The 21,670-nt window shown below is 35.9% G+C and carries 16 protein-coding genes and 3 pseudogenes; 9 read left to right on the forward strand and 10 right to left on the reverse strand.

Annotated features, from left to right (window positions below):
- Positions 1-1,216 (forward strand): annotated as a pseudogene (locus COO03_RS26045) (IS200/IS605 family accessory protein TnpB-related protein); the annotation flags it as partial.
- Between the two features lie 364 nt (positions 1,217-1,580).
- Here the strand turns inward: COO03_RS26045 and COO03_RS26050 are convergent.
- From COO03_RS26050 to COO03_RS26070, 5 genes are all read right to left on the reverse strand, one after another.
- Entirely contained in the window at positions 1,581-3,272 is a 1,692-nt protein-coding gene (locus COO03_RS26050) for a methyl-accepting chemotaxis protein (protein WP_097899840.1), read from the reverse strand.
- Between the two features lie 247 nt (positions 3,273-3,519).
- Positions 3,520-5,214 (reverse strand): methyl-accepting chemotaxis protein, encoded by a 1,695-nt coding sequence (locus COO03_RS26055; protein ID WP_097899841.1) that lies wholly within the window; start codon positions 5,212-5,214, stop codon positions 3,520-3,522.
- A gap of 616 nt (positions 5,215-5,830) precedes the next feature.
- The gene (locus tag COO03_RS26060; RefSeq protein WP_097899842.1) at positions 5,831-8,683 is read right to left on the reverse strand and encodes a YhgE/Pip domain-containing protein; all 2,853 of its coding nucleotides are present in this window, start codon (positions 8,681-8,683) and stop codon (positions 5,831-5,833) included.
- A 184-nt stretch (positions 8,684-8,867) separates the two neighbouring features.
- Positions 8,868-9,440 carry a TetR/AcrR family transcriptional regulator gene (locus tag COO03_RS26065; RefSeq protein WP_097899843.1) on the reverse strand — a complete coding sequence of 191 codons (573 nt, stop codon included), beginning with the start codon at positions 9,438-9,440 and terminating at the stop codon, positions 8,868-8,870.
- A 230-nt stretch (positions 9,441-9,670) separates the two neighbouring features.
- A complete protein-coding gene (locus COO03_RS26070; protein WP_097899844.1) occupies positions 9,671-10,465 on the reverse strand; it encodes a class I SAM-dependent methyltransferase in 795 nt (264 codons plus the stop codon).
- 65 nt (positions 10,466-10,530) lie between these two features.
- Here COO03_RS26070 and COO03_RS26075 point away from each other — a divergent pair.
- Positions 10,531-11,044, forward strand: a pseudogene (locus tag COO03_RS26075) (class I tRNA ligase family protein); the annotation flags it as partial.
- Positions 11,045-11,121: 77 nt separating this feature from the next.
- Here COO03_RS26075 and COO03_RS26080 read toward each other — a convergent pair.
- The 5 genes from COO03_RS26080 to COO03_RS26100 form a co-directional block, all read right to left on the reverse strand.
- Positions 11,122-12,024 carry an EamA family transporter gene (locus COO03_RS26080; protein WP_097899845.1) on the reverse strand — a complete coding sequence of 301 codons (903 nt, stop codon included), beginning with the start codon at positions 12,022-12,024 and terminating at the stop codon, positions 11,122-11,124.
- A 170-nt stretch (positions 12,025-12,194) separates the two neighbouring features.
- Complete coding sequence (locus tag COO03_RS26085) at positions 12,195-13,643, reverse strand: sensor histidine kinase (protein ID WP_097899846.1); 1,449 nt, start codon at positions 13,641-13,643, stop codon at positions 12,195-12,197.
- Complete coding sequence (locus COO03_RS26090) at positions 13,621-14,286, reverse strand: response regulator transcription factor (RefSeq protein ID WP_097899847.1); 666 nt, start codon at positions 14,284-14,286, stop codon at positions 13,621-13,623. Before COO03_RS26090 ends, COO03_RS26085 begins: the two co-directional genes overlap by 23 nt.
- A gap of 380 nt (positions 14,287-14,666) precedes the next feature.
- Entirely contained in the window at positions 14,667-15,134 is a 468-nt protein-coding gene (locus COO03_RS26095; protein WP_097899848.1) for a L,D-transpeptidase, read from the reverse strand.
- A 357-nt stretch (positions 15,135-15,491) separates the two neighbouring features.
- A complete protein-coding gene (locus COO03_RS26100) occupies positions 15,492-15,938 on the reverse strand; it encodes a DUF3978 family protein (protein WP_097899849.1) in 447 nt (148 codons plus the stop codon).
- Between the two features lie 663 nt (positions 15,939-16,601).
- Between COO03_RS26100 and COO03_RS26105 the strand changes: the two genes are divergently transcribed.
- From COO03_RS26105 to COO03_RS26130, 7 genes and pseudogenes are all read left to right on the forward strand, one after another.
- Complete coding sequence (locus COO03_RS26105) at positions 16,602-17,216, forward strand: DedA family protein (RefSeq protein WP_097899850.1); 615 nt, start codon at positions 16,602-16,604, stop codon at positions 17,214-17,216.
- Positions 17,217-17,625: 409 nt separating this feature from the next.
- Positions 17,626-17,847 (forward strand): helix-turn-helix transcriptional regulator, encoded by a 222-nt coding sequence (locus tag COO03_RS26110; RefSeq protein ID WP_097899851.1) that lies wholly within the window; start codon positions 17,626-17,628, stop codon positions 17,845-17,847.
- A pseudogene (locus tag COO03_RS26115) lies at positions 17,837-18,543 on the forward strand (DUF3169 family protein). Before COO03_RS26110 ends, COO03_RS26115 begins: the two are co-directional and overlap by 11 nt.
- A gap of 27 nt (positions 18,544-18,570) precedes the next feature.
- Entirely contained in the window at positions 18,571-19,647 is a 1,077-nt protein-coding gene (locus COO03_RS26120; RefSeq protein ID WP_097899852.1) for a M50 family metallopeptidase, read from the forward strand.
- Positions 19,648-19,903: 256 nt separating this feature from the next.
- Positions 19,904-20,005: a DUF3985 family protein gene (locus tag COO03_RS26755; RefSeq protein ID WP_141523209.1), complete on the forward strand. Its 102-nt coding sequence runs from the start codon at positions 19,904-19,906 to the stop codon at positions 20,003-20,005.
- Between the two features lie 109 nt (positions 20,006-20,114).
- A complete protein-coding gene (locus tag COO03_RS26125; protein WP_097899853.1) occupies positions 20,115-20,843 on the forward strand; it encodes an ABC transporter ATP-binding protein in 729 nt (242 codons plus the stop codon).
- Entirely contained in the window at positions 20,840-21,661 is an 822-nt protein-coding gene (locus COO03_RS26130) for an ABC transporter permease (RefSeq protein ID WP_097899854.1), read from the forward strand. Before COO03_RS26125 ends, COO03_RS26130 begins: the two co-directional genes overlap by 4 nt.
- Positions 21,662-21,670 lie beyond the last annotated feature (9 nt).

A 21,670-nucleotide genomic window follows, 5' to 3' on the forward strand; every position in this document is an offset into this window, starting at 1 on the left:
AAAGGAAAGATTACGTTCCCGAAAAACTCCCGCTTTTCGAAGCACAACCAGATTATCTCCTTGTCTCGTAAAGAGGATACATTGATTTGGCTGAATGAATATCTGTTTGAACACCAGTACTTAGATGTTCAAATCAAAAGGATCCAGGCAAAAATCGGCCGTTTGACTCATCGGCAATATCGTTTAAAGCAGAAGCTTGAATCGTACCAAACGCATATTCCGAGCGCGGTGTTTGGAAGCAAAAAACTGTTTCGGTCTCANNGGTCGTAAAGATGCCAAACATGGAAATTTTGTGTTTCAGTACGTTGTTGAGAAACAGGAATTATGGATGACAACAAGTGCAGGGAAACTAGTTATGTTTCCAGCTGTCACATTCCCGTATGGGCAAGAAATCATTGAGGAAGTAATCACAAAACAATTACAGTGTAAGAATAAGAAAAAACACGGCAAACCGATTGCGTGGTCTGTTGAAGACTATGGCGAGTATTACATTGTAAAATGCTTAGTCGATGTACCGGAAAACCCTCACACGAATTACAGTAAAGCGGATGGTGTCATTGGTGTGGATTGTAACCTAGACCACTTTGCATGGGCGCATGTAACGGAGGATGGGAATTACAAAGGGAGTGGTTCTTTCCGTTTTTCCGTTATTGGAAAAACAACTGGACAAATCACAAAGATAATTGAAGCGGAAGTCATTCGCTTAGTTGACTTAGCAGTGCGGTATCATAAGCCGATTATCATAGAAAAGTTAGATACCATGCAATCCAAGACAGGTGATCGGTACGGAAATAAGCGAGCGAATCGAATGAAAAGTCTGTTCGCTTATGAGAAGATGACAAGCGCGATCCTAAATCGCGCGGATAAAAAGGGCGTGGCTGTCTTTCAAGTCAATCCAGCTTACACTTCTATCTCAGGAAAGATGAAATATATGCGAAAACTCGGGATATCTATTCATCAATCTGCGGCTTTTACGATTGGGCGTCGTGGGTTAGGGTATAAAGAAAAAGTACCTCAAGTGCTTCAGCCTTATATTTTAAAGAAAGAAGCGCATCACTGGAGTCATTGGCATCAATTGAACAATCGACTGGATATTCGCGCCCATCATTTCTATCAGTTATATGATGTGAATCAGCCGAAAGAGGCATTACAAATCGAGAGATTAGACTTACTTGAAGATGAAAAGAAAAAACTAGCAAACATGTTTGTATCATAAAAAAAGACCCCCTTGTCCCAGTCTCTTACGCTTGTTACCAGAGCAGATAACAGGTCCTAGGAACTGGATGCATGACAAGGTGGTTTTCTCCTCGATATAGGAAGAAAATGGCTATACCTTTTCTGTTTTCCTCGGAAGACAGAAGGAGGTCGTCTTGTCTAAGGACACTACTGAATTTCTAAATCGTTGTATCCTTTTTGTTGAACGAGAGGAAGTGTTTTTGCGAGGGCAGAAACAGTAGAACCCCCACCTCAAGCTCAAGTGGGGGTAGTTCAATGTGATATGGGAAGTTACACGTGCTTGTGAATTGAAATGATAAAAAATACAAGCATTCTTTTTACAAAGAAATGCTTGTATAAGAGAACTACTCTGTTTTAAAACGAGATACGAGTGTATCTAATTCTTCTACTGTTTGTTTCATTTGTTTGGCTGTAGAAGCCATTTCATTCATGACGATAACTTTTTTCTCCGCTGATTGAGCAGTCTGCGCTGTTTCAGACGATACTTCATTAGCAATGGCAGTAATATTATTGAGAGAAGCGTTCATTTCTTCAGCACTTGCAGCCATTTCTTCAGCAGTCGCGGAGATTTCTTGTATTTGCGTGGAGACTTGGTTCACTTGCCCTACAATTGTTGTAAAGGAAGTACCAGCTTCACGAATTACATGAATTCCTTCAGATGATTCAGCTTGTCCTTGAGACATCATGGAGCTTGCTGTTTCAGTGTCGTTCTGAATTTGATGTAGCAGTCGGTTAATATCTGTTGCAGCAGTTTTGGATTGTTCTGCAAGTTTGCGAACTTCATCCGCTACAACCGCAAATCCTTTTCCTTGTTCACCAGCGCGAGCAGCTTCAATGGAAGCATTTAAAGCAAGTAAGTTTGTTTGTTCAGCAATATTAGATATTGACTGTACTGCCATATCAATATCCTTTGTATGAGTGATTAGACGTTCGACTACTTGTGATGTAGCATTGACTGCTTCATGGATTGTTGTCATTTGTGTAATAGATTTTTGAATGACTGCACTGCCGTCATTCGCATGTTCAGAAGTAGCGACAGCTAGCTCTGCGACAGATGAAGCAGATTCAGCAATACGTTGAACACTAATAGCCATATCATCCATTGCTGTTGAGCTTTCTTCCATGCTGGAAGTTTGTGATTGAATGTTCGTTTTTAAATGAGACATTGTATTTTGAACGCGTATTGTTGCATCTCGTGATGTACTTGTTTTTTCTAACATATTTTCAGAAGCATGTTGTACTTCGATAGATGTTTTTTGAACACGGTTAATAATATGTTGCAAGTTTTCTAACATTTTATTAAAGGAAGTTGCGATTTCACCAATTTCATCATTGCTGTTTACGTGTAAACGGCCTGTTAAATCGCCGCCTTGAGAAGCTAATTCTTTTAGTTTTGTATCAATCTGTTGAATTGGTTTAACAAGTTTACCAGAGAACCACCATGCAAGAATAATAGCGGCAATACTACAGATCACAAGGGATAAGAAAACAATGGATTCAATTATTACGGATAATTGATCAATTTGTTGAATAGATTGGTCACGTATTTTCACCTGTTCATTGCTATAGTTTGTGAAATCACCAATTACTTTATAGACAGTGCCATTTTCTGTTGAAGCAAGTTGTACCGCTTCTTCCCATTTTTGGTCTTTTGTAAGAGGAACGACTTTATCGTCAATAAATTGCCTCCAAGTGGAGCCTGACTGCATTGTATCTTTTACTTGCTGAGAGATATGAGAGTTAGAAAGAAGTTTATCTTTCGTATCTTCTAGACGTTTGCTCATTTCATGAAATTTATCTAGTTCTGCTTGATCATGCTGTAATAAATAACCTCTTAGAGCAGAAAGTTGTACTTGATAAGCGTCCCCGCGTTCTGCAAATTCTGTTGCTAGAGGAGAGATATCGCTTTGTAATGTTTCGGCTTTATGTGATTGATCAATAGCAAAAAATAAAATAAAAGCTAATGCAATGCCAAATAAAGCACAAGTTGTTATCATCATGAACATCAGTTTTTTACGAATACTGATAAAACTCATATGATAAAACCTCCTTTTAAAAATTATCTTATTAAGATTACCTTATATATAAAACCAAAAGAAAGCCCTACTCCTTTTTATTTTGGAATAAAGCTTTCTTCTTCCACTAGGAATTATAGCAGACAGTTGCGTATAGAGGAAGGTATAATATGTCCTTTGTAAGCACATATTTATGTCTTTTTAATATGCGGAAGATAATAGAAAAAGAGAGGCTGTTAAAGAGCCTCTCTTTTGAAGATGATTTGAATTATGAAATTGTTTTAAAATGAGAAACAAGTGCTTCTAGGTCTTGAGCGGTAGCTTTCATTTCTGATGATTTTGTTGCGACTTCTTTCATAACGTTTGCTTGTGTGCCGGCTGAATGTGATGTTTGAGCTGTTTCAGCTGCAACCTCATTTGAAATAGAAGCGATGCTATTTAAGGATGCATTCATTTCTTCAGCACTTGCAGCCATTTCTTCAGCAGTCGCAGACATTTCTTGCATTTGCGTAGAAACTTCATTAATGTGGTTAACGATTGCTGTAAAAGAAGAGCCAGCGGTACGAATAACTGTGATTCCTTGGGATGCTTCTGACTGTCCTTGTGTCATCATGTTATTGGCTGCTTGTGTGTCATCTTGGATTTGACGAAGCAAATGATTAATATCTGTTGCGGCTGTTTTAGATTGTTCGGCAAGCTTGCGAACTTCATCTGCCACAACTGCAAATCCTTTTCCTTGCTCACCAGCACGGGCAGCTTCAATGGATGCATTTAAAGCTAATAAATTTGTTTGTTCCGCAATATTAGAAATAGATTGCACAGCTGTATCAATATGCTTTGTATGTGTAATGAGGCGTTCAACCACTTGGGATGTAGCATTGACTGCATCATGTATTGCATTCATTTGTGAAATTGATTTTTCAATCACTTTTCCGCCATCATCAGCTTTTTCAGAAGTTGTCACGGCTAGTTGTGCAACAGAAGAAGCGGATTCTGCGATACGTTGCACACTTGTGGACATATCATCCATTGCTGTTGAACTTTCCTCGATACTGGACACTTGTGAGCGAATATTATGGTCAAGTGTTTGCATTGTAGCTTGAATTTGTGATGCAGCATCCATAGAATCGGTTGTTGTTGTAAACATACTGACAGATGCCTCTTTCACATTTGTAGATGTTTGTTGAACTTGCTGAATAATATGTTGTAAATTACCGAGCATTTGATTAAAGGAATGTGCAATATCACCAAGTTCATCTTTACTGTTTACATCTAATCTTGCAGTTAAATCGCCCTCCTTAGAAGCTAACTCTTTTAGTTTAGAATCGATTTGGTGGATTGGCTTAACGAGTTTACCAGAGAACCACCATGCTAGTAGAATGGCGAGGATTGTACATATAATAAGTGAAAAAACAATTACATATTGAATGAATTTTGTTGAGTTATGAATGCTCTCAATTAATTGGTTTTGTTTTTCTCTTTCATCATTTGCATATTTTGTAAATCGATTTAAAAGATCATTGACAACATCAGTTTGCTCCATCGCAATTTTTGATGCTTCCTCCCATTTACCTTCACGTGCAAGTGGAAGCACTTCATTATCTATTACACTACGCCATTTTCCTCCCATTAAGATAGCTTCTCTCATCCCTTCTGGAATGCTTTTATCACTCGTTACTTCTTTACGTGTATCGGCTAATTTTTTTCCTTCGCTATTAAATTTCTCTAATCCTTTTTGGTCATGTGATAGTAAGTATTCTTGTAAACCAGCAACTTGTGCTTGAAACCAATCACCACGGTCTTTTAAAATAGCTGCTCTTCGTGAAACATCATGTTCTAGGGTGTCTGCTTCACGTGCTTGGCTCGTAGCAAATGTAAGAATAATAATTAGTGCAATACTAAATAATGAACAAATACCTAAGAGCATGAAGAGTAGCTTTTTTCGAATTCCAACATATTTCATAATTATCCTCCACCTTTAAAACCGTTTATTATGATTTTAGCATATAAAGAACAAAATTAAAGATTTCCTTATTGTACAGTTGTTAATCTGTTCAATAGAAGTATAGCAGATAATGGCAGAAGAATATTTTATATGCATGAATGTTCAGAAAATGTCTACATTTGGCCGAGAAAAATTTTTAGATAAAAATATGAAATACGATTGTATTTTTAGAAAACATCATGTATACTCCTAATTAGTTGATAACGATTATCAATATCAACAAAAGCAAAAACGTTACTCTTCGTTATGTTGGTCATACCCCTTTTGACTACGTAAGTCAGAGAAAAATGTTGAAATACCTTGTGTCCTATTCTACAGAATTATGGTAATCTCCAACCTCAACTTATATGCGTTAAGCATGTGAAAAAGGATTCCATCCGCAAAGGGGTCCTTTTTTGCATGATTCCGCTAACCGAAATGGGTTGCAATAAGTAATCAAATAGCAAAAGAGCCGCAATGATAGGCCTAAATCATCATAATAACCCAAAACTAGATATTTAAATATAAAAGTAAAAATAAAAAGCTGCCTCCAAAAGGTCGTTATTCAACGACCTTTTGGGACAGCTTCTTTCATTTACTCTGCTTCCGCAAGTTTTCCGTATTGCCGCTTATGCATCCAAGTTAATGTTCCAATTGTTCCAAGTGATAACAGAACAATGAAAATCATTAAAATGCCTGCATTTTGCCACATAAAGCTGAAATCTCCGCTTGAAATAACCGCTTTATATCCTGATACAGAATATGTCATCGGGAACCATGCATTAAAGACTTGCAGTGGTTTCGGAATTAACTCAAGAGGGAATGTACCAGCACTTGTTGTTAACTGTAAAATCAATGTCAAGATCGCAACAAAGCGTCCTGCATCGCTGAAAGTGGTTACTAAGAATTGAACTAATGCAATAAATGATAAGCTTGTAATAATACTAAACAATACGAAGTATGGAATACTTTGTACTTCAACACCTAACCAGAACAGCAATACTGCATCCGCAACAAGTGCTTGAATCACACCAACTGCAAAAAGTACACCAAACTTACTAATAAACCAACTAAATCCTGATTTCGGTATACCAACTGTTTCGCGTAATGGGAACACGATAGATAATAACAGTGCTCCAACGAATAAACCAAGAGATAAGAAGTACGGTGTAAAGCCTGTTCCGTAGTTTGGAACTTCTGCCGTTTTCTCAGTGTTCACTTTCACTGGATTAGCGAACATTTCATATTTCTTCTCGTCACCTTTTGTTTCACTTGTTTTCTCAGCGCCTTCGCCAAGTTTTGTTGCAAGTTCTTTTGAACCGTCATTGGCTTCACCTAGTCCATTCGTTACTTGACCTGAACCGTCTTGTAAACGAGCTAAACCGCTTTGGAAATCTCCTTTTGGATCTACGAATTGACCTAGTCCGCCTGAAATTTTTTGCGATCCATCAAATAAAGCATTTACTCCGTTTGTTAATTGACCGGAACTGCTTGCTAAGGTATTTAAACCACCTGTTACTTTTCCAGAGCCATCAAGTAAAGCACTTACTCCGCTTGTTAATTGACCGGAGCTGCTTGCTAAGGTATTTAAACCACCTGTTACTTTTCCAGAGCCATCAAGTAAAGCACTTACTCCGCTTGCTAATGGACCTGCATTATCTGCTAAAGTATTTAAACCGCTTGTTACTTTTCCAGAGCCATCAAGTAAAGCACTTACTCCGCTTGTTAGTTGACCAGATTGACTTGCTAAGGTATTTAAACCTTCTGTTACTTTTCCTGATCCATTTGCTAACTTACTTAAGCCATTTTGAAATTTCCCTTTTGAATCTACTAACTGACCTATTCCTTCTGTTACTTGCCCTGATCCATTTGCCAATTTACTTAAACCTGCTATTGATTCTTCTGACAGCTGATTTACTCCTTTATTTAACGTATCAGTTCCATTTGCGAGTTTCGTTGCTCCGGCTTCAATTTGTCCAGCACCTTTTTCTCCAGCTAGCCCTTGTATGCCTTGTGCAACTCCTGCTGTACCTTTGGAAACTTGTTGACTGCCTTCCATAATTCCTTGGACAACAGGCTGTAATTGCTTTCTATATTCTTCCGGTAAATTTTTAATTTGTTCATTTAAATCCGCTAAGTTCTTTGAAACTTGTTGAGCTCCTCCTGCTGTCTGTTGCGCAACATCATTTAGGTTATCTGCTTGTTTCTTCCATTCGGATACCCCTTGTGAAAGTTTAGAAGCTCCTGAGTTTATATCTTGTGCACCTTTTTGAGCTGCTTTTAATCCAGATTGATATTTACCTTGTGGATCATTGAACTGATTTAATCCATTTGTAATTTGTTGTGAACCGTTCAATAACTGACCTAAATTTGATTGTAATTCTCCTTTAGGATTAACTAGTCCATTCAAACCACCTGTAATTTGTTGTGAACCATCTAATAACTGATTCACTCCAGCTGGCATGTTGCTTACTTTACTATTTAACTCACCTAAGCCATTTGTGATTTGTTGTGAGCCGTCTAATAACTGATTCACTCCACCCGGCATTCCACTTACTTTACTATTTAATTCACCTAAGCCATTTGTGATTTGTTGTGAGCCACCTAATAACTGATTCACTCCACTCGGCATGGCACTTACTTTACTATTTAATTCACCTAAGCCATTTGTGATTTGTTGTGAACCGTTTAATAACTGATTCACTCCACCTGGCATTGCGCTTACTTTACTATTCAACTCACCTAAGCCATTCGTAATTTGATTAGAACCAGTTGCTAATTGGTTCAATCCATTATTCGTTTTCTTAGATAATTCACCTAAACCATCTGTGATTTGCTGTGAGCCATCTTTTAATTGATTCGTTCCATCATGAAGCTTACCAGCTCCCTCACTTGCATCAGCAAAACCTTTAGAAACATCTTTTAATGAATCAAACATTGTCTCAGCATACGTTTTCGTTACCGAATTTGATACTTCACTTTTGATTTTTTCAATAGCTGATCCGCCAATTTGTGAAGATAAGAAGTTTAAGCTTTCATTTGGAATGTACTCTAGTTTTGATTTTTTAGGGTTCGCATCCAACAGTGTTGTTGTATTTTCAGAGAAGTCTTTTGGAATGCGGATCGTCATGTAGTATTTACGATCGTCCATCCCTTTTTTTGCTGTTTTCTCGCTGACAAACTCCCATTTGAAGCTTTTATTTTCTTTCAAATTATCAACAAGTTCTTTACCGGCTTCAATCGGTTTTCCATTATACACTACACCTTTGTCAAGGTTTACAACTGCAACTGGTAAATCCTCTAATTGATCATATGGATCCCAAAACGCCCATAAGAACATACCAGCGTACAATACTGGAATAAATAAGACTGCAATAATTGGAATTAATATTTTTTTGCTTCTAATAATCGTAGTAAACTCTTTTCCAAGCAGTTTCAATCCACGCATTGTTTGACCCTCCTTTTAAAATGTTGACTGTTTTGTTCATTTGGTCATATCGGTGAAAAAAAGAAGAAAATAACTACTAATATTATCCTCTCGTATGTATTGCTGTCTTCTTATAATTCACCCTTCACTGACAGATGACCATAATGTTCATTTGGTCATATTTTATAATAATAAGAGGATTATCTCATTTTGACAATCCTTTTAATAAATATAATTCAAAAAGTTCAGCGATATGCTCTTTTTCTAACGGCTCATGATGTTTTTCCCAATCAAAAATGAGTGATACATATAAACGAAGCATAATAAATGCTGTAATTTCTGGATCACATTCTGCAATCTCACCTTTTGCAATTGCAACTTCAAGGCGCGATTTAATAAACGTAATAATTGTCAAATCTAATTGTCTCATCACATCTTGTACTTCTTTTGTTCCCATATCTCGTTCTTCTTGAATGAGCTTAATCATGAGTTGATGATCTTTACGGAATTCTAAAATACGATATAAAGCACGGTGTACGTTTTCAAAAAATGGTACATTTGAATCAATTGCCATTTCTGCTACTTGCTTCATTTCTGCAATTAGATTGGAAATGATTTCACCAAACAGCTCTTCCTTATTTTTGAAAAACGTATAAATTGTCCCTTTTCCAACGTTGGCAAGCTTTGCAACTTGGTCCATTGTTGTTGCTTTATAACCAAATGCAGAAAAAGACTTTGTTGCCGCTTCAATAATTGCTCGTTTTCGATCAATTGCCACGTTTTCACCTCCAAAAAATGACTGAATGAATATAATGGTCAAATAGTACGTTTATGATATTACTATAGATTCCCAATGTTTTCAAGTTTTATTTTTACAATCTTACATCTTTAATCCGTCACAAATGAAATTTATTGTCTCTTATTGTATCAAACGAACATAAAAATAAACAAATGCACCCGTTTGTATAATGGCAGGTGCATTTTATTTTCCTCGTATGAGGCTTTTTTTTAAGTTGTAGCGATTAATGTGTATAGCCCCGGAATGCGTTCTTCTATTCCTTCTGGTGCAGAAGAAGGGAAGACCCATCTTTGATGGGAACCGCGTTCTTCAATAAGTTTCTCAATACGGAGATTTGTCTGCGCGATTTCTGTAATGATTTCTCCCAATGTCCAGCGGCGAATTTTCGTTTTTGGTAATGATTCTTGCTGCGCTTCATCAAGTAGCATGCTGTAAGCAACATCACTTTCAATCAGTTCTTCATAAAAATAATTACCGTTTGCTTGAAACGAGGGATGATCTATTGCTAATAATTTTGTATAAACAGGATGATAATCACGAAGTATAAAAATACCACCGTCAGATAATAATTGTGAGATACATGTAAAGAGCGGCTTCAAATCTAAAAAATAATGGAGTACACCTAGCTCTAACAAAACAATATCGAATGTTTTAGAAGGAGTAATTTCTAATACATCTGAAACGATGTATTCAATAGAAACCCCAGCAGCATCTGCTAGTTCATTTGCATACTTTGCGTTGCTTTCAGAAATATCTACAACAGTTACGTCAGCACCTAGTAGGGCGAATGCGACAGCTTTATTTCCTTTTGAGCCGAGTAAATTGATAATCCGTTTTCCGTGGAGATTCTGTATGTAAGGTAAGTAGTAGGCTACTTCCTGGGCAGGATCTTGCATGAGTTTTTTTGCATATTCTTTTGGCGTACCGTGCCGATTGGTCCAGGCTTCATAGGCGGCTGCACTCCAACTTTTTTTATTTACGGTACTTAATTGTTGTTGATCCAATGAAATCACTCCCTTTTCTGAACATATAAATATTCGTAAGGAAGATTATAATTCCTTTTTTCTTTGGAGAAAAAGCAATCCCGCGTCATATCGTTTCCAATGAGTATTCAACAGTTGAAAAACGAAAATTATCAACAAGTAAAAAGTGGCCAGTATGGGTACCAGATATATTAGAAAGATATGGTCCTGATTCCATTCGTTATTTTTTAACAGTGAATGCACCAGAGAATCGTGATACAGACTTTTCTTGGCGTGAATTTATTTATAGTCAGTGAATTGTTAGGAGCATATGGGAACTTTGTGAATCGCACATTGAAGTTCATTGAGAAATATTATGATGGTATCGTGCCAAAAGGAACGATAAAGAAAGGATTAGAGAAAAAGGTAGAAGAGTTATATAGCAGTGTAGGAGCTGCTATTGAGCAGGCTCATTTTAAAGTAGCGTTAGAAACAATCTTTGAAGCAGTGCGTTTTGTAAATAAATATTTTGATGAAAAGCAGCTGTGGAAACAAAGAGAAGAAGCCCCTGATTTATGTGAAGAAACAATCTATAATTGTGTGTATCTTATTGCGAATTTTATACAGGGCAAACTGAAATAGAAGTTGCAAAGTTATATGGGACACAGAAGTGAAAAGAGCACATCATGTGCTCTTTTTTAGATGCTTTGGTTGATTGAACGTGTTTTCTCTTTTCTTGCAGTAAGAAGTTGCGGCGCAAAAATTCCCAGTAATATACAAGCGATACCAAACCACTGCATCATTGATACAGCTTCATGAACAAGTGTAATGGAAGCGATAATCGCTGTTGGGAGTTCAGCTGCACCTAAGATTGTTCCTAGTCCTGTTCCTACTTTTGGTACACCAATTGAGAAGCAAATGACCGGCACAACAACGCCGAAGAACCCTAGAAAGAAAGCATATTTCCATAATCCAGCTTGCAAGGCACCATCAGTTAAGAATGTTGGTGGGAAGAATAAGCAGACAATAAGTGTAGCACTTGTTGTCATGAGAAAGCTTTTTATATAGGGCGGTACATTTGTCGCAACGCGTCCGCTTGCAAAGACATAAAAGGAAAAAGAAACAGCAGCTAGTAATCCAAAGATAATGCCTTTTGTTGAAAAATTTTGTCCAAGCCCTTCAAAGACACCGCCAGCAAATAATGTTCCCGTAAATAAAATAATAATAGATATGATTTTTTCGCGGCTTGGGAATGTTTTATTTGCGATTGCTTCAATGACTACCCCAATCCATGTGAATTGAAAAAGTAGAACAACGGCAATGGAAGCAGGTAATTCCTCCACAGAAATGGCATAGAAAATACCAGTCATACTCATTGTTGTTCCGACAGCTAATAAGGAGAATGCTTGCTTTTTGGGCACTGTATGACGTGAAAAGAAAAGAACGAGCAGTAACAAGCCGATCCATCCAAATAGATATTGCCCTCCTAATAGCTGGTGTGAAGAAAATCCATTCATAAAGCCAAGTTTGAAAATAGTAGAAAGTACGCCGTAGCTACAGGCTCCAAATAAAACTAATAATGAAAACTTAAATTTCTTCATAAAAATCCCCCTTTGCAAATAAAAAACGCCCGCTGTCCAACTAAGGACAACGGGCGAACGAAACAGAGTAAAATCTCTACAAAATTCCGCCACTCATCAAGGAATATGAGTTTGGGTATGAAATTCTATTTCCTATTGTATTTTGAAGCGTAAGAAGAGTCAAATCTCCTTTATAGAGCTTTTGGGAAAATGATAGAACATTTTACGCCTTGGGGCGTGTTTTGAATCCCATAAGGAAACTGATGCTTATCTAATATTTGTTTTACAATATATAAACCTAGACCACTTCCTTGTACTAAACCATGTTTTCCAGGATTTGCACGATAGAAAGGTTCAAATAAATGAGCTAATTTTTCTTCGTCAATTTGTGTGCCTGTATTTAACACTTCTAATGCATAACTATTTGGTTTCTCATATAGCTTTATGTATACATGTTGATGATCAATTGTATAGTGAACTGCATTTGAAATAATGTTAAAAATAGCTGTTTGAATAAATTTATGATCAGCTAAAATTTGTACATCTTGCTTAATATTAGATTGAATCTTTAACTGCTTCACATTTACGAAATAATCTACTTTCTTCATAACATCCTCAATAATAGTTGACAAAGGAATAATTTCTAAAGTTGGTGTAAATTGAGGGTTTTGTATTTTGGATAATTCTGACATTTTTTCCGTTAAAATGTTAATATCTTGCATCATTTCGTAGGAGCGCTTTAAATATTTATCTCGATCTTTATAGGCGCCTATCCCATGAATCATTCCATCTAATTGCCCCATGACGGCTGCGATTGGTGTTTTTAATTCATGAGATAACATGGACATAAATTCTTTGCGAGATTTTTCTAATTCTTGTTCTTTTCTCAATTCACTTCTTAAATCTTTGTTTGTTTCATGTAAGTTTTTTACAATATGTTGTGCTTGCGAAGTTATAGCCTGTAAGTCATAATTATCTTTTTTCGCACTCGTTTTTACCTGTGGTTTATCTGAAAAATCAAGGTTCATAATTTCTTTTAACGCGTCACTCATATATTGAAACGGTTTGGCAATTAATTTTGTATAAATTAAAGAACCGAGCAGTGAGATAGTTAACATTGTAATTGCGATATGCGGAGCAAGCTGTTTTAATGCATCTGTGAGATTGGCATCATCACTTGATTTGTTTTTTGCATCTGTTACATCAGAGGCAACATTTTTATCGGATTGCTTTTCTGGTTGTGTAAGTGATTCGTTTTTGTTTTGTTTATCAGAAGGGCTCTGCGCATGCACATTTTCTTTTGCTTTTGCCGCTTGGTTATTTTTTTGTAAAATATGACTGAGTGTTGTATAGAGAGTTTGAACATCTATACTAGAAGGCGGAAGCTGGGATAAGTTTCCCGAAAATGCTTTATTTTGTTCACTTTTACTTTCTGCATTCTTTGAACTGGACGGTTCATTTTCTGTTTTTTGCACTTCTTCAGCATTTATAGAATGACCTTGCTGTTTTTTATCATAATTTGATAATAGAAAATACATAATTTGATAAAGGCAAAATAATAAAAGGATACAAAATAACATGGTTTTAATAAAAATATTTTTGGTGATGTTCTCTTTTTTACGAGTCGATTTTGTAGCCAATGCCTTTCACCGTTTTAATATAAGGAATACCTAATTTTTTCCTTATATTTTTAATATGTGTATCTATTACTCTCACATCACCATAATGTTCGTAGCCCCATACTTTATTTAACAAATCACTTCTTGATAATACGTTTCCTCGATTTTGTAGCAACGTATATATGATTTCAAATTCTTTTGTTGTTAGTTCAATTTGATTACCATGAACATAGGCAGCATACGCTGTCGAATTTAACATGAGTTCATGGAATTGTAGTATATTCGTATTTTCAACCTCTGTTGAAGTTGTTCTTCTTAACACAGCTTCAACTCGTTTGATGAAAACCGCATAGTGAAAAGGTTTTGTAATGTAATCATCGATTCCTAGTTCAAAACCTTTAATTTCATTTTCTTCATTATGTAAGCCTGTTAACATAATGATTGGTACATTGGACTGTCCTCTTATAATTTTACAAATACTATATCCATCTATATCTGGTAACATAACGTCAAGGAGGACAAGATCATATGAATTCTTTTGAAAGAGAAGAATCCCCTCTGTGCCAGCGCCTACAACATCAACTTTAAAATTTTGTGCGGTCAAAAATTCCCGTATTAGTTCTTGTATATCTGGATTGTCTTCAATTACTAGTATATGCGTCATAGTAACACCTCCTAAATAACGCTTTTTACTGCAATATTCAAATTCATCGCTTTTGATATGCTTAATATTGCTGAACATATAAGAAGCCCCTGCCATTAAATTGTAATGAAAGTAGCAAGGGGAATGGTACGTTAGAACAAAAAAGATTCAACTCGCAAATCATAATAGTTCTATTATAGTATGTAAAGTGAAATTTATAAAATATTATAACTGTATAATTCAAATATCCGCTTTTATGAATGTTGATAGCTCTTTTAAACGGTATTTTCATTATATATGTAAAGACAGGTGTTCCGCTACTGTAAATAAAGAAATAAAAGAAGCCAAGATATAAATTCTTGGCTACATGTAAATCTTTTTTTCTTAGGTTATATCATAATTTAGTTGTTTACAATGACAGTGGCTTTTTCATTAATGCGGTCAAATAACCAGTGTATATCTTCATTATACATACGAATACAACCAAGTGTTGTTGGTTTACCAATCGCTTGGTTATTACTTGTTCCATGAATTGCGTAAGTTGTTCCCCAGGTTCCTGCCATATTTAAACCGAGCCAACGGTCACCAAGTGGATTACGTGGATCTCCCCCTTTAATATGTTTAGCATAGTAAGGGCGGTTTTTAATTTTATTTACAATGATAAAGGTTCCCGTTGGTGTTGGAGTCGATGCCTTTCCAGTAGCGACAGTAAAGCTTTTTATGAATGCCCCGTCTTGGTAAAATGCCATTTCATGTGTGCTTGTGTTAACAATCAGTTGTTGATTTGGTGAAGCAGCTTCAGCCGCGGCGGGTTTATATGGAAATGCCCATAATCCCATTGATAACATAATAAGTAATATTTTTTTCATTATATTCTCCTAGTACTAGTTTGCTAGTCTAAAAAATAAAGAGTGCAAACAATTAATTAATTTATCTCAATTGGTGAGAGCTAATAATCAGTGGGAGATGAATATAAATCCATTTTAATTTTTCGACATCTAAACTCCTGCTATGCAGAGGAAAAAGTAACCTACACTCGTTTGCTCNNTGCTCTTTCTGTTTTTACTTCGCATGTGGCAGAAAAAGGCCCTGACCGCTTCTATGCATGGCCAGATGCTCTCTCCCACTTAAAAAGAGGGGTTTTATGTCGGTTTTTTAATTGTTGTATATAAAGAACCCCCACTGATTAAATTTTCACCTTATGAAACTTTTACTTTATAAAACTATTACATGCAATAGATTTGGAATCTACGTAATGTCTGATGTATATTTTCGTTTAAGGTTTCAAAAAAAGTAGTAATTTTAGCGTTATTGTTCCTGTTATTTTTATTAATGAGTAATCTTTCATTTAGCAAAAGCTCTCCATTTGTTCCAAAGCTTTGCATTTGCACAATCATCTCATTTTCATTTTCGGAAATGATAGGCAGAAGATAGTGAAATGCTTGAGTTGGAATGATATAGCTTTTACCGATCATACTTTCCTGGATAGAGTTAATCCATTTTTTGGTGATGATCTTTATGTTTTTTTGTGTAACGATAAAGGATAATGTTGTTGATTTTGTTAAATTTACATCAAATTCATTTGCTTCACATATATGTAAGTTAAAAATTGTTTCATCCTGATGAGATTCAATGTTTGTATTAATAAAATTGTGCATGTTATACGCTTCCATTTTTATTCTCCCTTTGTGCATTTTGGAAAAACAACTTATTCCGCTATTTTGGGGCAGCAATACTCCCACCTCAAAATTCAGTGAAAGCAAAGAAGTTAGGTGGAAGATAAACGGCCCGTAAAAGTCCGATTGGTGAGAGCTAATAATCAGTGGGGAATGAAGACCCCACTGATTAAAGTTTCACATTATATTTATTCAATTTAATATAAAGGAAAAACACTTGTTATACTTTTCAACAAATTCCGATATAATCTTACACCATGTATATGAAGCTAATATGAAGTTAATATGAGTTTAATGTGGTTTTTTATAAAGAACATTTTTTGGAAAATAGGAAGAGTTTTTTATTTGAAAAACAAATGAAAGCGCATGGTGATAGACTGTATGGGGGAGATGAATTTGTCTATTTTATTGTTCGCATTTTTTGCAGTGGTTTTTTATTTAGAACACTATAAATTTTTATGTTTCATGAATCCAATGCTTGGATTTAAATACTAAATTTATATAGATGAATAAATAGTTGTCATTTTAAGTATCTACCTTACAAAAATGTAATATAAATGTAAGCTATTGTGATAGTTATTTCGACAATTTTTTTATACAATAATAGTAACAGTTCGTACGTGAGTGATGCTGTCAAGAGAAGAGGAAAGGAGAGATGACATGGAATGGATTCATGAATTATTTCAACAATATGGCTATTATGTTGTACTTATCGGATTGCTGTTAGAATATATTGCTCTTCCGTTTCCAGGAGAGCCAACATTAGCTTATGCGGGATATCTAGCACAGATAGGAGACTTACATTTACCAATCTTAATTATCCTATCGTTTATTGGGACAAGTGTTGGAATGACAATTCAGTACTTTGTAGGAAATAAACTTGGTATGCCCTTTGTGCAGAAATATGGAAAATACGTGTTTTTGAAACAAAGGAAAATTGATTTAACGAGAATGTGGTTTGATAAGTATGGATATTTTCTTATCTTTATCGCGTTCTTTATTCCAGGCGTACGTCATTTTACTGGATATTTTGCAGGGATTATTAATTTACCGTTTCGTCGTTTTGCGTTAACGATTTATGCAGGTGCATTGTTCTGGGTATCTTTCTTCTTAATCGGTGGCTACTGGCTAGGTGGAAACTTGCATAATATCTTTGGGGCATTGGAGCAGCATATCGGAAAAATCATCTTTGGAGTGATTGCTGTTGTAGCAATTACGCTAGGCGTTCGTTTCCGGAAACAATTGAAACAGGTATTTGTACAAAATGCAAATTAATATGGAATCCATTCTATGTCGAAAATTGGAAGAGGCAGTGCTTATGAGCATTGCCTTTTATTTTTGCGCAAATATTTTATTGTATTTTCCAACTTACTTTTATTTTACCTGCGATTTTGTAACCAGTGACTATAATACATTCCTGTTTTTGTTGCTGAAAGCTGGTATGTATCTTTGTATATTTCTGAAACAGATTCATTTCTATTAAATTCACTAGAAAATTGAAGACCATGACCGTAATTACCGCTTTCATCAATAAGGAAGTGGACAGTAATTTCAAGTGTCTCTCCTTTTTTAGCGTGAATAGGTATTATATTGTCAATTATTAACGTCAAAATGACAATTATAATTGACAATAAAGAGGATATTATTTACAATTTTAACTAAATAAACGAAAAAGAGGTTGGGTATGAAGCTTCAAAATCGAGTGAGAGAATTTCGAGCAAAGTATCGAATGTCACAAGGTGATTTAGGGAAAGCGATTGATTCATCAAGGCAAACAATTAGCTTAATTGAGCGTGGGGATTATGCGCCGTCGATTGTGTTGTCGCTAAAAATTGCACATATTTTCGGGGTGCCTGTAGAGGAGATATTTATGTTAGTGGAGGGGGAAGAGGAAGATGGAAAATAGGCTAAAGCATATGATGATGTCTATTGCTAAATTATTGGGATCTATGTTAATTGGTCTAATCATCGGATATGTATTCGCTCATTATTTTGGCGTTGGTTCAGAAGGAGATGATTCCTATACCAAAGTAATTGTGCTGTTTATATGCTGCGCAGTTGCTCTAGTTTGGTTTGGAAAAAACATGTGGACATTAACAAAGTTACGTGATGAAGAGGAAAATGAACAGGGACGTAGACTAGGGTCTATGCTCATTTATTTACGTGTAAGTGAAGTGATTGTATGTCTTGGGCAATTTGTGCTGCAATTATGTATTATCGATCATTTGCAGCAGGGACACCTTCTTTATTTGAGGTTGTAAACTTTGTTGTGTCAATTGTATGCTTGATTCTTGTAATATGGATTGGCTTTATTATGAAGAACCGCTATAACAAGTTGTATCCAGAACAGCGCGTTACATATTCACAATCTATGGAGATGTGGGCGAGAAATGCAGATGAAGGACAACAGCATATCGTTCATGAAGCGGGTTACAAGGCATATCAGTTTACAAATATTGTGCTTGCATGGGCATGGATCTTGTCAATCGGTTATACAATTGTACGTGAAGCAGATTTCTTCCTGATTGGTATGATTTCATTTGTCTGGGTCTTGCATATCGGAAAATACATGTATGAAATGCATAGAAAAATGATTTACTAACACACGATAATCAAGGGGAGAAAAACGGTGGATATTTTGAGAAGGCCAGCTTTTTCTATAGTGATTGCTTTTGTTTGTTCAGTTGTATATGGATGGATCAGGCCAGAAAAAATGCAGGCGGTTATGGAATTGTGGGGAGTACTGGTTATTTTAGTACTGGTGTTTGCCATTCATGAATTAGGGCATGTAGTATTTGGTTTGTTAAATGGCCTGCAATTTAAATTCATGACAGCAGGACCGATTACCATCCAAAAAGAAGAGGGAAAGATACGAATAAGAGAAAATAAAATGTGGGGATATTTTGGAGGTATTGCCATGTTATTACCACCTTCATTTTATACGCCAAACCTTTCGAAAAAGTGGGCATGGACGACTTTAGGTGGGCCGATAACAAGTTTGGTCTGCGGCTTGTTGGCGGGTTATATATACATGGTGAGCTATTACCAATCTTTTTTGTATTTTTCTATATTACATTTTGTAATCTTTTTGGCTACGGCAATTCCAATGAAGGGAATCATGCCTAGTGATGGGTATCAATTTTTGATTTTAGTTAAAGGTGATGAGAAGGCTCACCAGCATTTACATAGCATTCAAGTATCCAGCGAGCTATTGAGTTCAAAAAGACCGAAAGATTGGGATAATGAGATAGTAGAAATAAGTAAAGAAAACATAAAGAATAATGAAGATGTAGGAGAAACCATGAGTGATCTTATGCTCGTGTTTTATTCCAAATGTGATAGAGAAGGAATGGAAAAAGGTATAACTTGTTTAGAACGAGTTTTACAAATCCCTGTTACGAAAGCAAATAAATATTTTGTTGGTAGTTTTCATAGTTGGTACCTGTTATATAAGGCGCTATATGATATGGATGATGTGTCTTTACATGAGATGAAGCAGCATGCCCAAGCTATCACAAAATTGGATTTGCATGGGTATTACCGTACACATGCAATCTTAAAATATTTAGAGAAGGATACGGAGTCCTTTCATACATATATGAAAAAAGCAGAAAAAGAGTTAAAGAATGCTGAAAAGAGTGGAATCGGCTGCTTACAATTAGAACGAGAATGGTTTGAGCTTTTACAAAAGAAACTAGTAATCTAGCAATGGGAAAGAGGGTATCTTACGTTAAGTGAGATATCCTTTTTTCTATAAAAAAACCGACATAAACCCCCTCTTTTTAGGTGGGAGAGAGCATCTGGCCATGCATAGAAGCGGTTAGGGCCTTTTTCTGCCACATGCGAAGTAAAAACAGAAAGAGCAGATGAGGGTAGGTTACTTTTTATTCTACATAGCAAGGATTTAGATGTCGAAAAATTAAAATGGATTTATATATATGTAATTTTATTTAGTTTCACGAATGATAGAGGAAGAAGTAACGTATGTAGCATTGAAGTTGTTAGCGATTGTATTAATTATCCTATTTATTGTTCAATTTGGAGAGATGCTGCTCGGATTATAGTTTTATACAGTGAATGGTGAGAAAGAAGCTACAAAAATGCAGCTTCTTTTTATTTGTTTATAAATTGTTTATTTTTACCTCCTATTCTAAAAGCAAGGAGGCGATAAGAATGAAAACAGCGGTGTTAGAAGTAAAAGATGTAACGAAAAGGGTGAAGGGGAGAAGCTTGTTAAATCATATGTCCTTCTCCGTTTATAAAAATGAAATTTGCGGTTTTGTTGGGCCAAATGGTTCTGGGAAAACGACATTAATTCGAACGATTATGGGACTTATTAAACCAGATAAAGGAGAAGTTTTAATTAACGGTGTGAGTGTGCAAAAAAATCGTGAGGAGGCACTTCAGTATGTCGGAGCGATTGTGGAGGCGCCGATATTTTTTCCTTACATGTCTGGACGAAAAAATTTGCGGAATTTAGGTCGAATTACGATGAACTGCGGGGGAGAGAATTTAGAGGAAAAGGTTGAGCAAGTGTTAAAAATCGTTGGGTTAGAAAATCGTGCAGATGATAAGGTAGGCACGTATTCATTAGGAATGAAACAACGATTAGGAATTGCGCAGGCGCTTCTTGGAGATCCAGATTTTATTATTTTAGATGAGCCTTCAAACGGATTAGATCCAGTGGGGATTAAACAGCTTCGGAAAATCGTACTCGATTTACAGCGTAATAAAGGCATTACTTTCTTCATCTCAAGTCATTTAATTCGTGAATTAGAGCTGATGTGTGATTCATGGGTGATGATTCGGGAAGGGGCACTCATTTGGCGCGGAACGACAGAGGAACTAAAAGGGGATAGTAAGGAGCTAGAAGATATCTTTGTGGAGATGATGAGCTCATGATGATGTTAGTGCGCTCTGAATGGGAGCGACTTTGGGCGAAGAAGGTGACTTGGCTTTGTTTTGCGGTGATACCGGTTATGTTGTTTGCTTCAGCAAAGTATTATATGGGGCATAATCAAGTTGTCGCAAAAACAGCTGTAGATTATACGTATGCCAATACATTCCCCGTTATGGGTTTAGCAGAAATGCTCATTAGTGCATGCAATCTTATTGTACTTGTTACGATGGCTCTTATGATTTCTCATGAATATCATAGCGGGCAAATGCGGATGGTATTGCAGCGCGCCTATACGTATCGGCAAATTTTATTGGGAAAAATGATTACGATGCTCATTATGATGGCTTTGTTTTTCCTCGTGTATTTCATTTGCAGCTATGTAATTGGTTATTTATGTTTTGATTTTAATCCAAATATTTTGCTCTTTTATTATGAACAGCCAACAGAGAGCGGAATGGAAGTCTTTTTCTATATGCTGAAATATTACGGGATGGCCTATGTCATGATAGCTTGTGTAATTAGCATCTTTATGATGCTTACAGCACTTAGTAAGTCAACAACAAGTGCAATTGCATTTGGTATCGGGTTTATTATACTTTCTTTTGGAATTCCAGAAGTTATGCAGAGATTTGTACCTAATAGTCAGATAGTATTCGTACGTTATTCGTCGATCGTAAATTTACAGTATCAGGGGATTGCATTATCACTTATAGGAAAAGGAAATTTTATTTACCTTTGTTTAGGGGTATTAAGTATTTATATTGCCATTTCTAATTTTATTACGTTTTACGTATTAGGAAAGAAAGATCATTTTGTGTGAGGTGATTGA

Source organism: Bacillus sp. AFS098217, assembly GCF_002551815.1.
Classification (GTDB): Bacteria; Bacillota; Bacilli; order Bacillales; family Bacillaceae_G; genus Bacillus_A.

Bases quoted from the DNA above. Each gene is read 5' to 3' on its own strand.
- COO03_RS26130 (WP_097899854.1), top strand. From the start codon at position 20,840: ATGATGATGTTAGTGCGCTCTGAATGGGAGCGACTTTGGGCGAAGAAG.
- COO03_RS26055 (WP_097899841.1), bottom strand. From the start codon at position 5,214: ATGAAATATGTTGGAATTCGAAAAAAGCTACTCTTCATGCTCTTAGGT.
- COO03_RS26095 (WP_097899848.1), bottom strand. From the start codon at position 15,134: ATGAAAAAAATATTACTTATTATGTTATCAATGGGATTATGGGCATTT.
- COO03_RS26100 (WP_097899849.1), bottom strand. From the start codon at position 15,938: ATGGAAGCGTATAACATGCACAATTTTATTAATACAAACATTGAATCT.
- COO03_RS26050 (WP_097899840.1), bottom strand. From the start codon at position 3,272: ATGAGTTTTATCAGTATTCGTAAAAAACTGATGTTCATGATGATAACA.
- COO03_RS26125 (WP_097899853.1), top strand. From the start codon at position 20,115: ATGAAAACAGCGGTGTTAGAAGTAAAAGATGTAACGAAAAGGGTGAAG.
- COO03_RS26755 (WP_141523209.1), top strand. From the start codon at position 19,904: ATGATAGAGGAAGAAGTAACGTATGTAGCATTGAAGTTGTTAGCGATT.
- COO03_RS26110 (WP_097899851.1), top strand. From the start codon at position 17,626: ATGAAGCTTCAAAATCGAGTGAGAGAATTTCGAGCAAAGTATCGAATG.
- COO03_RS26090 (WP_097899847.1), bottom strand. From the start codon at position 14,286: ATGACGCATATACTAGTAATTGAAGACAATCCAGATATACAAGAACTA.
- COO03_RS26080 (WP_097899845.1), bottom strand. From the start codon at position 12,024: ATGAAGAAATTTAAGTTTTCATTATTAGTTTTATTTGGAGCCTGTAGC.
- COO03_RS26060 (WP_097899842.1), bottom strand. From the start codon at position 8,683: ATGCGTGGATTGAAACTGCTTGGAAAAGAGTTTACTACGATTATTAGA.
- COO03_RS26105 (WP_097899850.1), top strand. From the start codon at position 16,602: ATGGAATGGATTCATGAATTATTTCAACAATATGGCTATTATGTTGTA.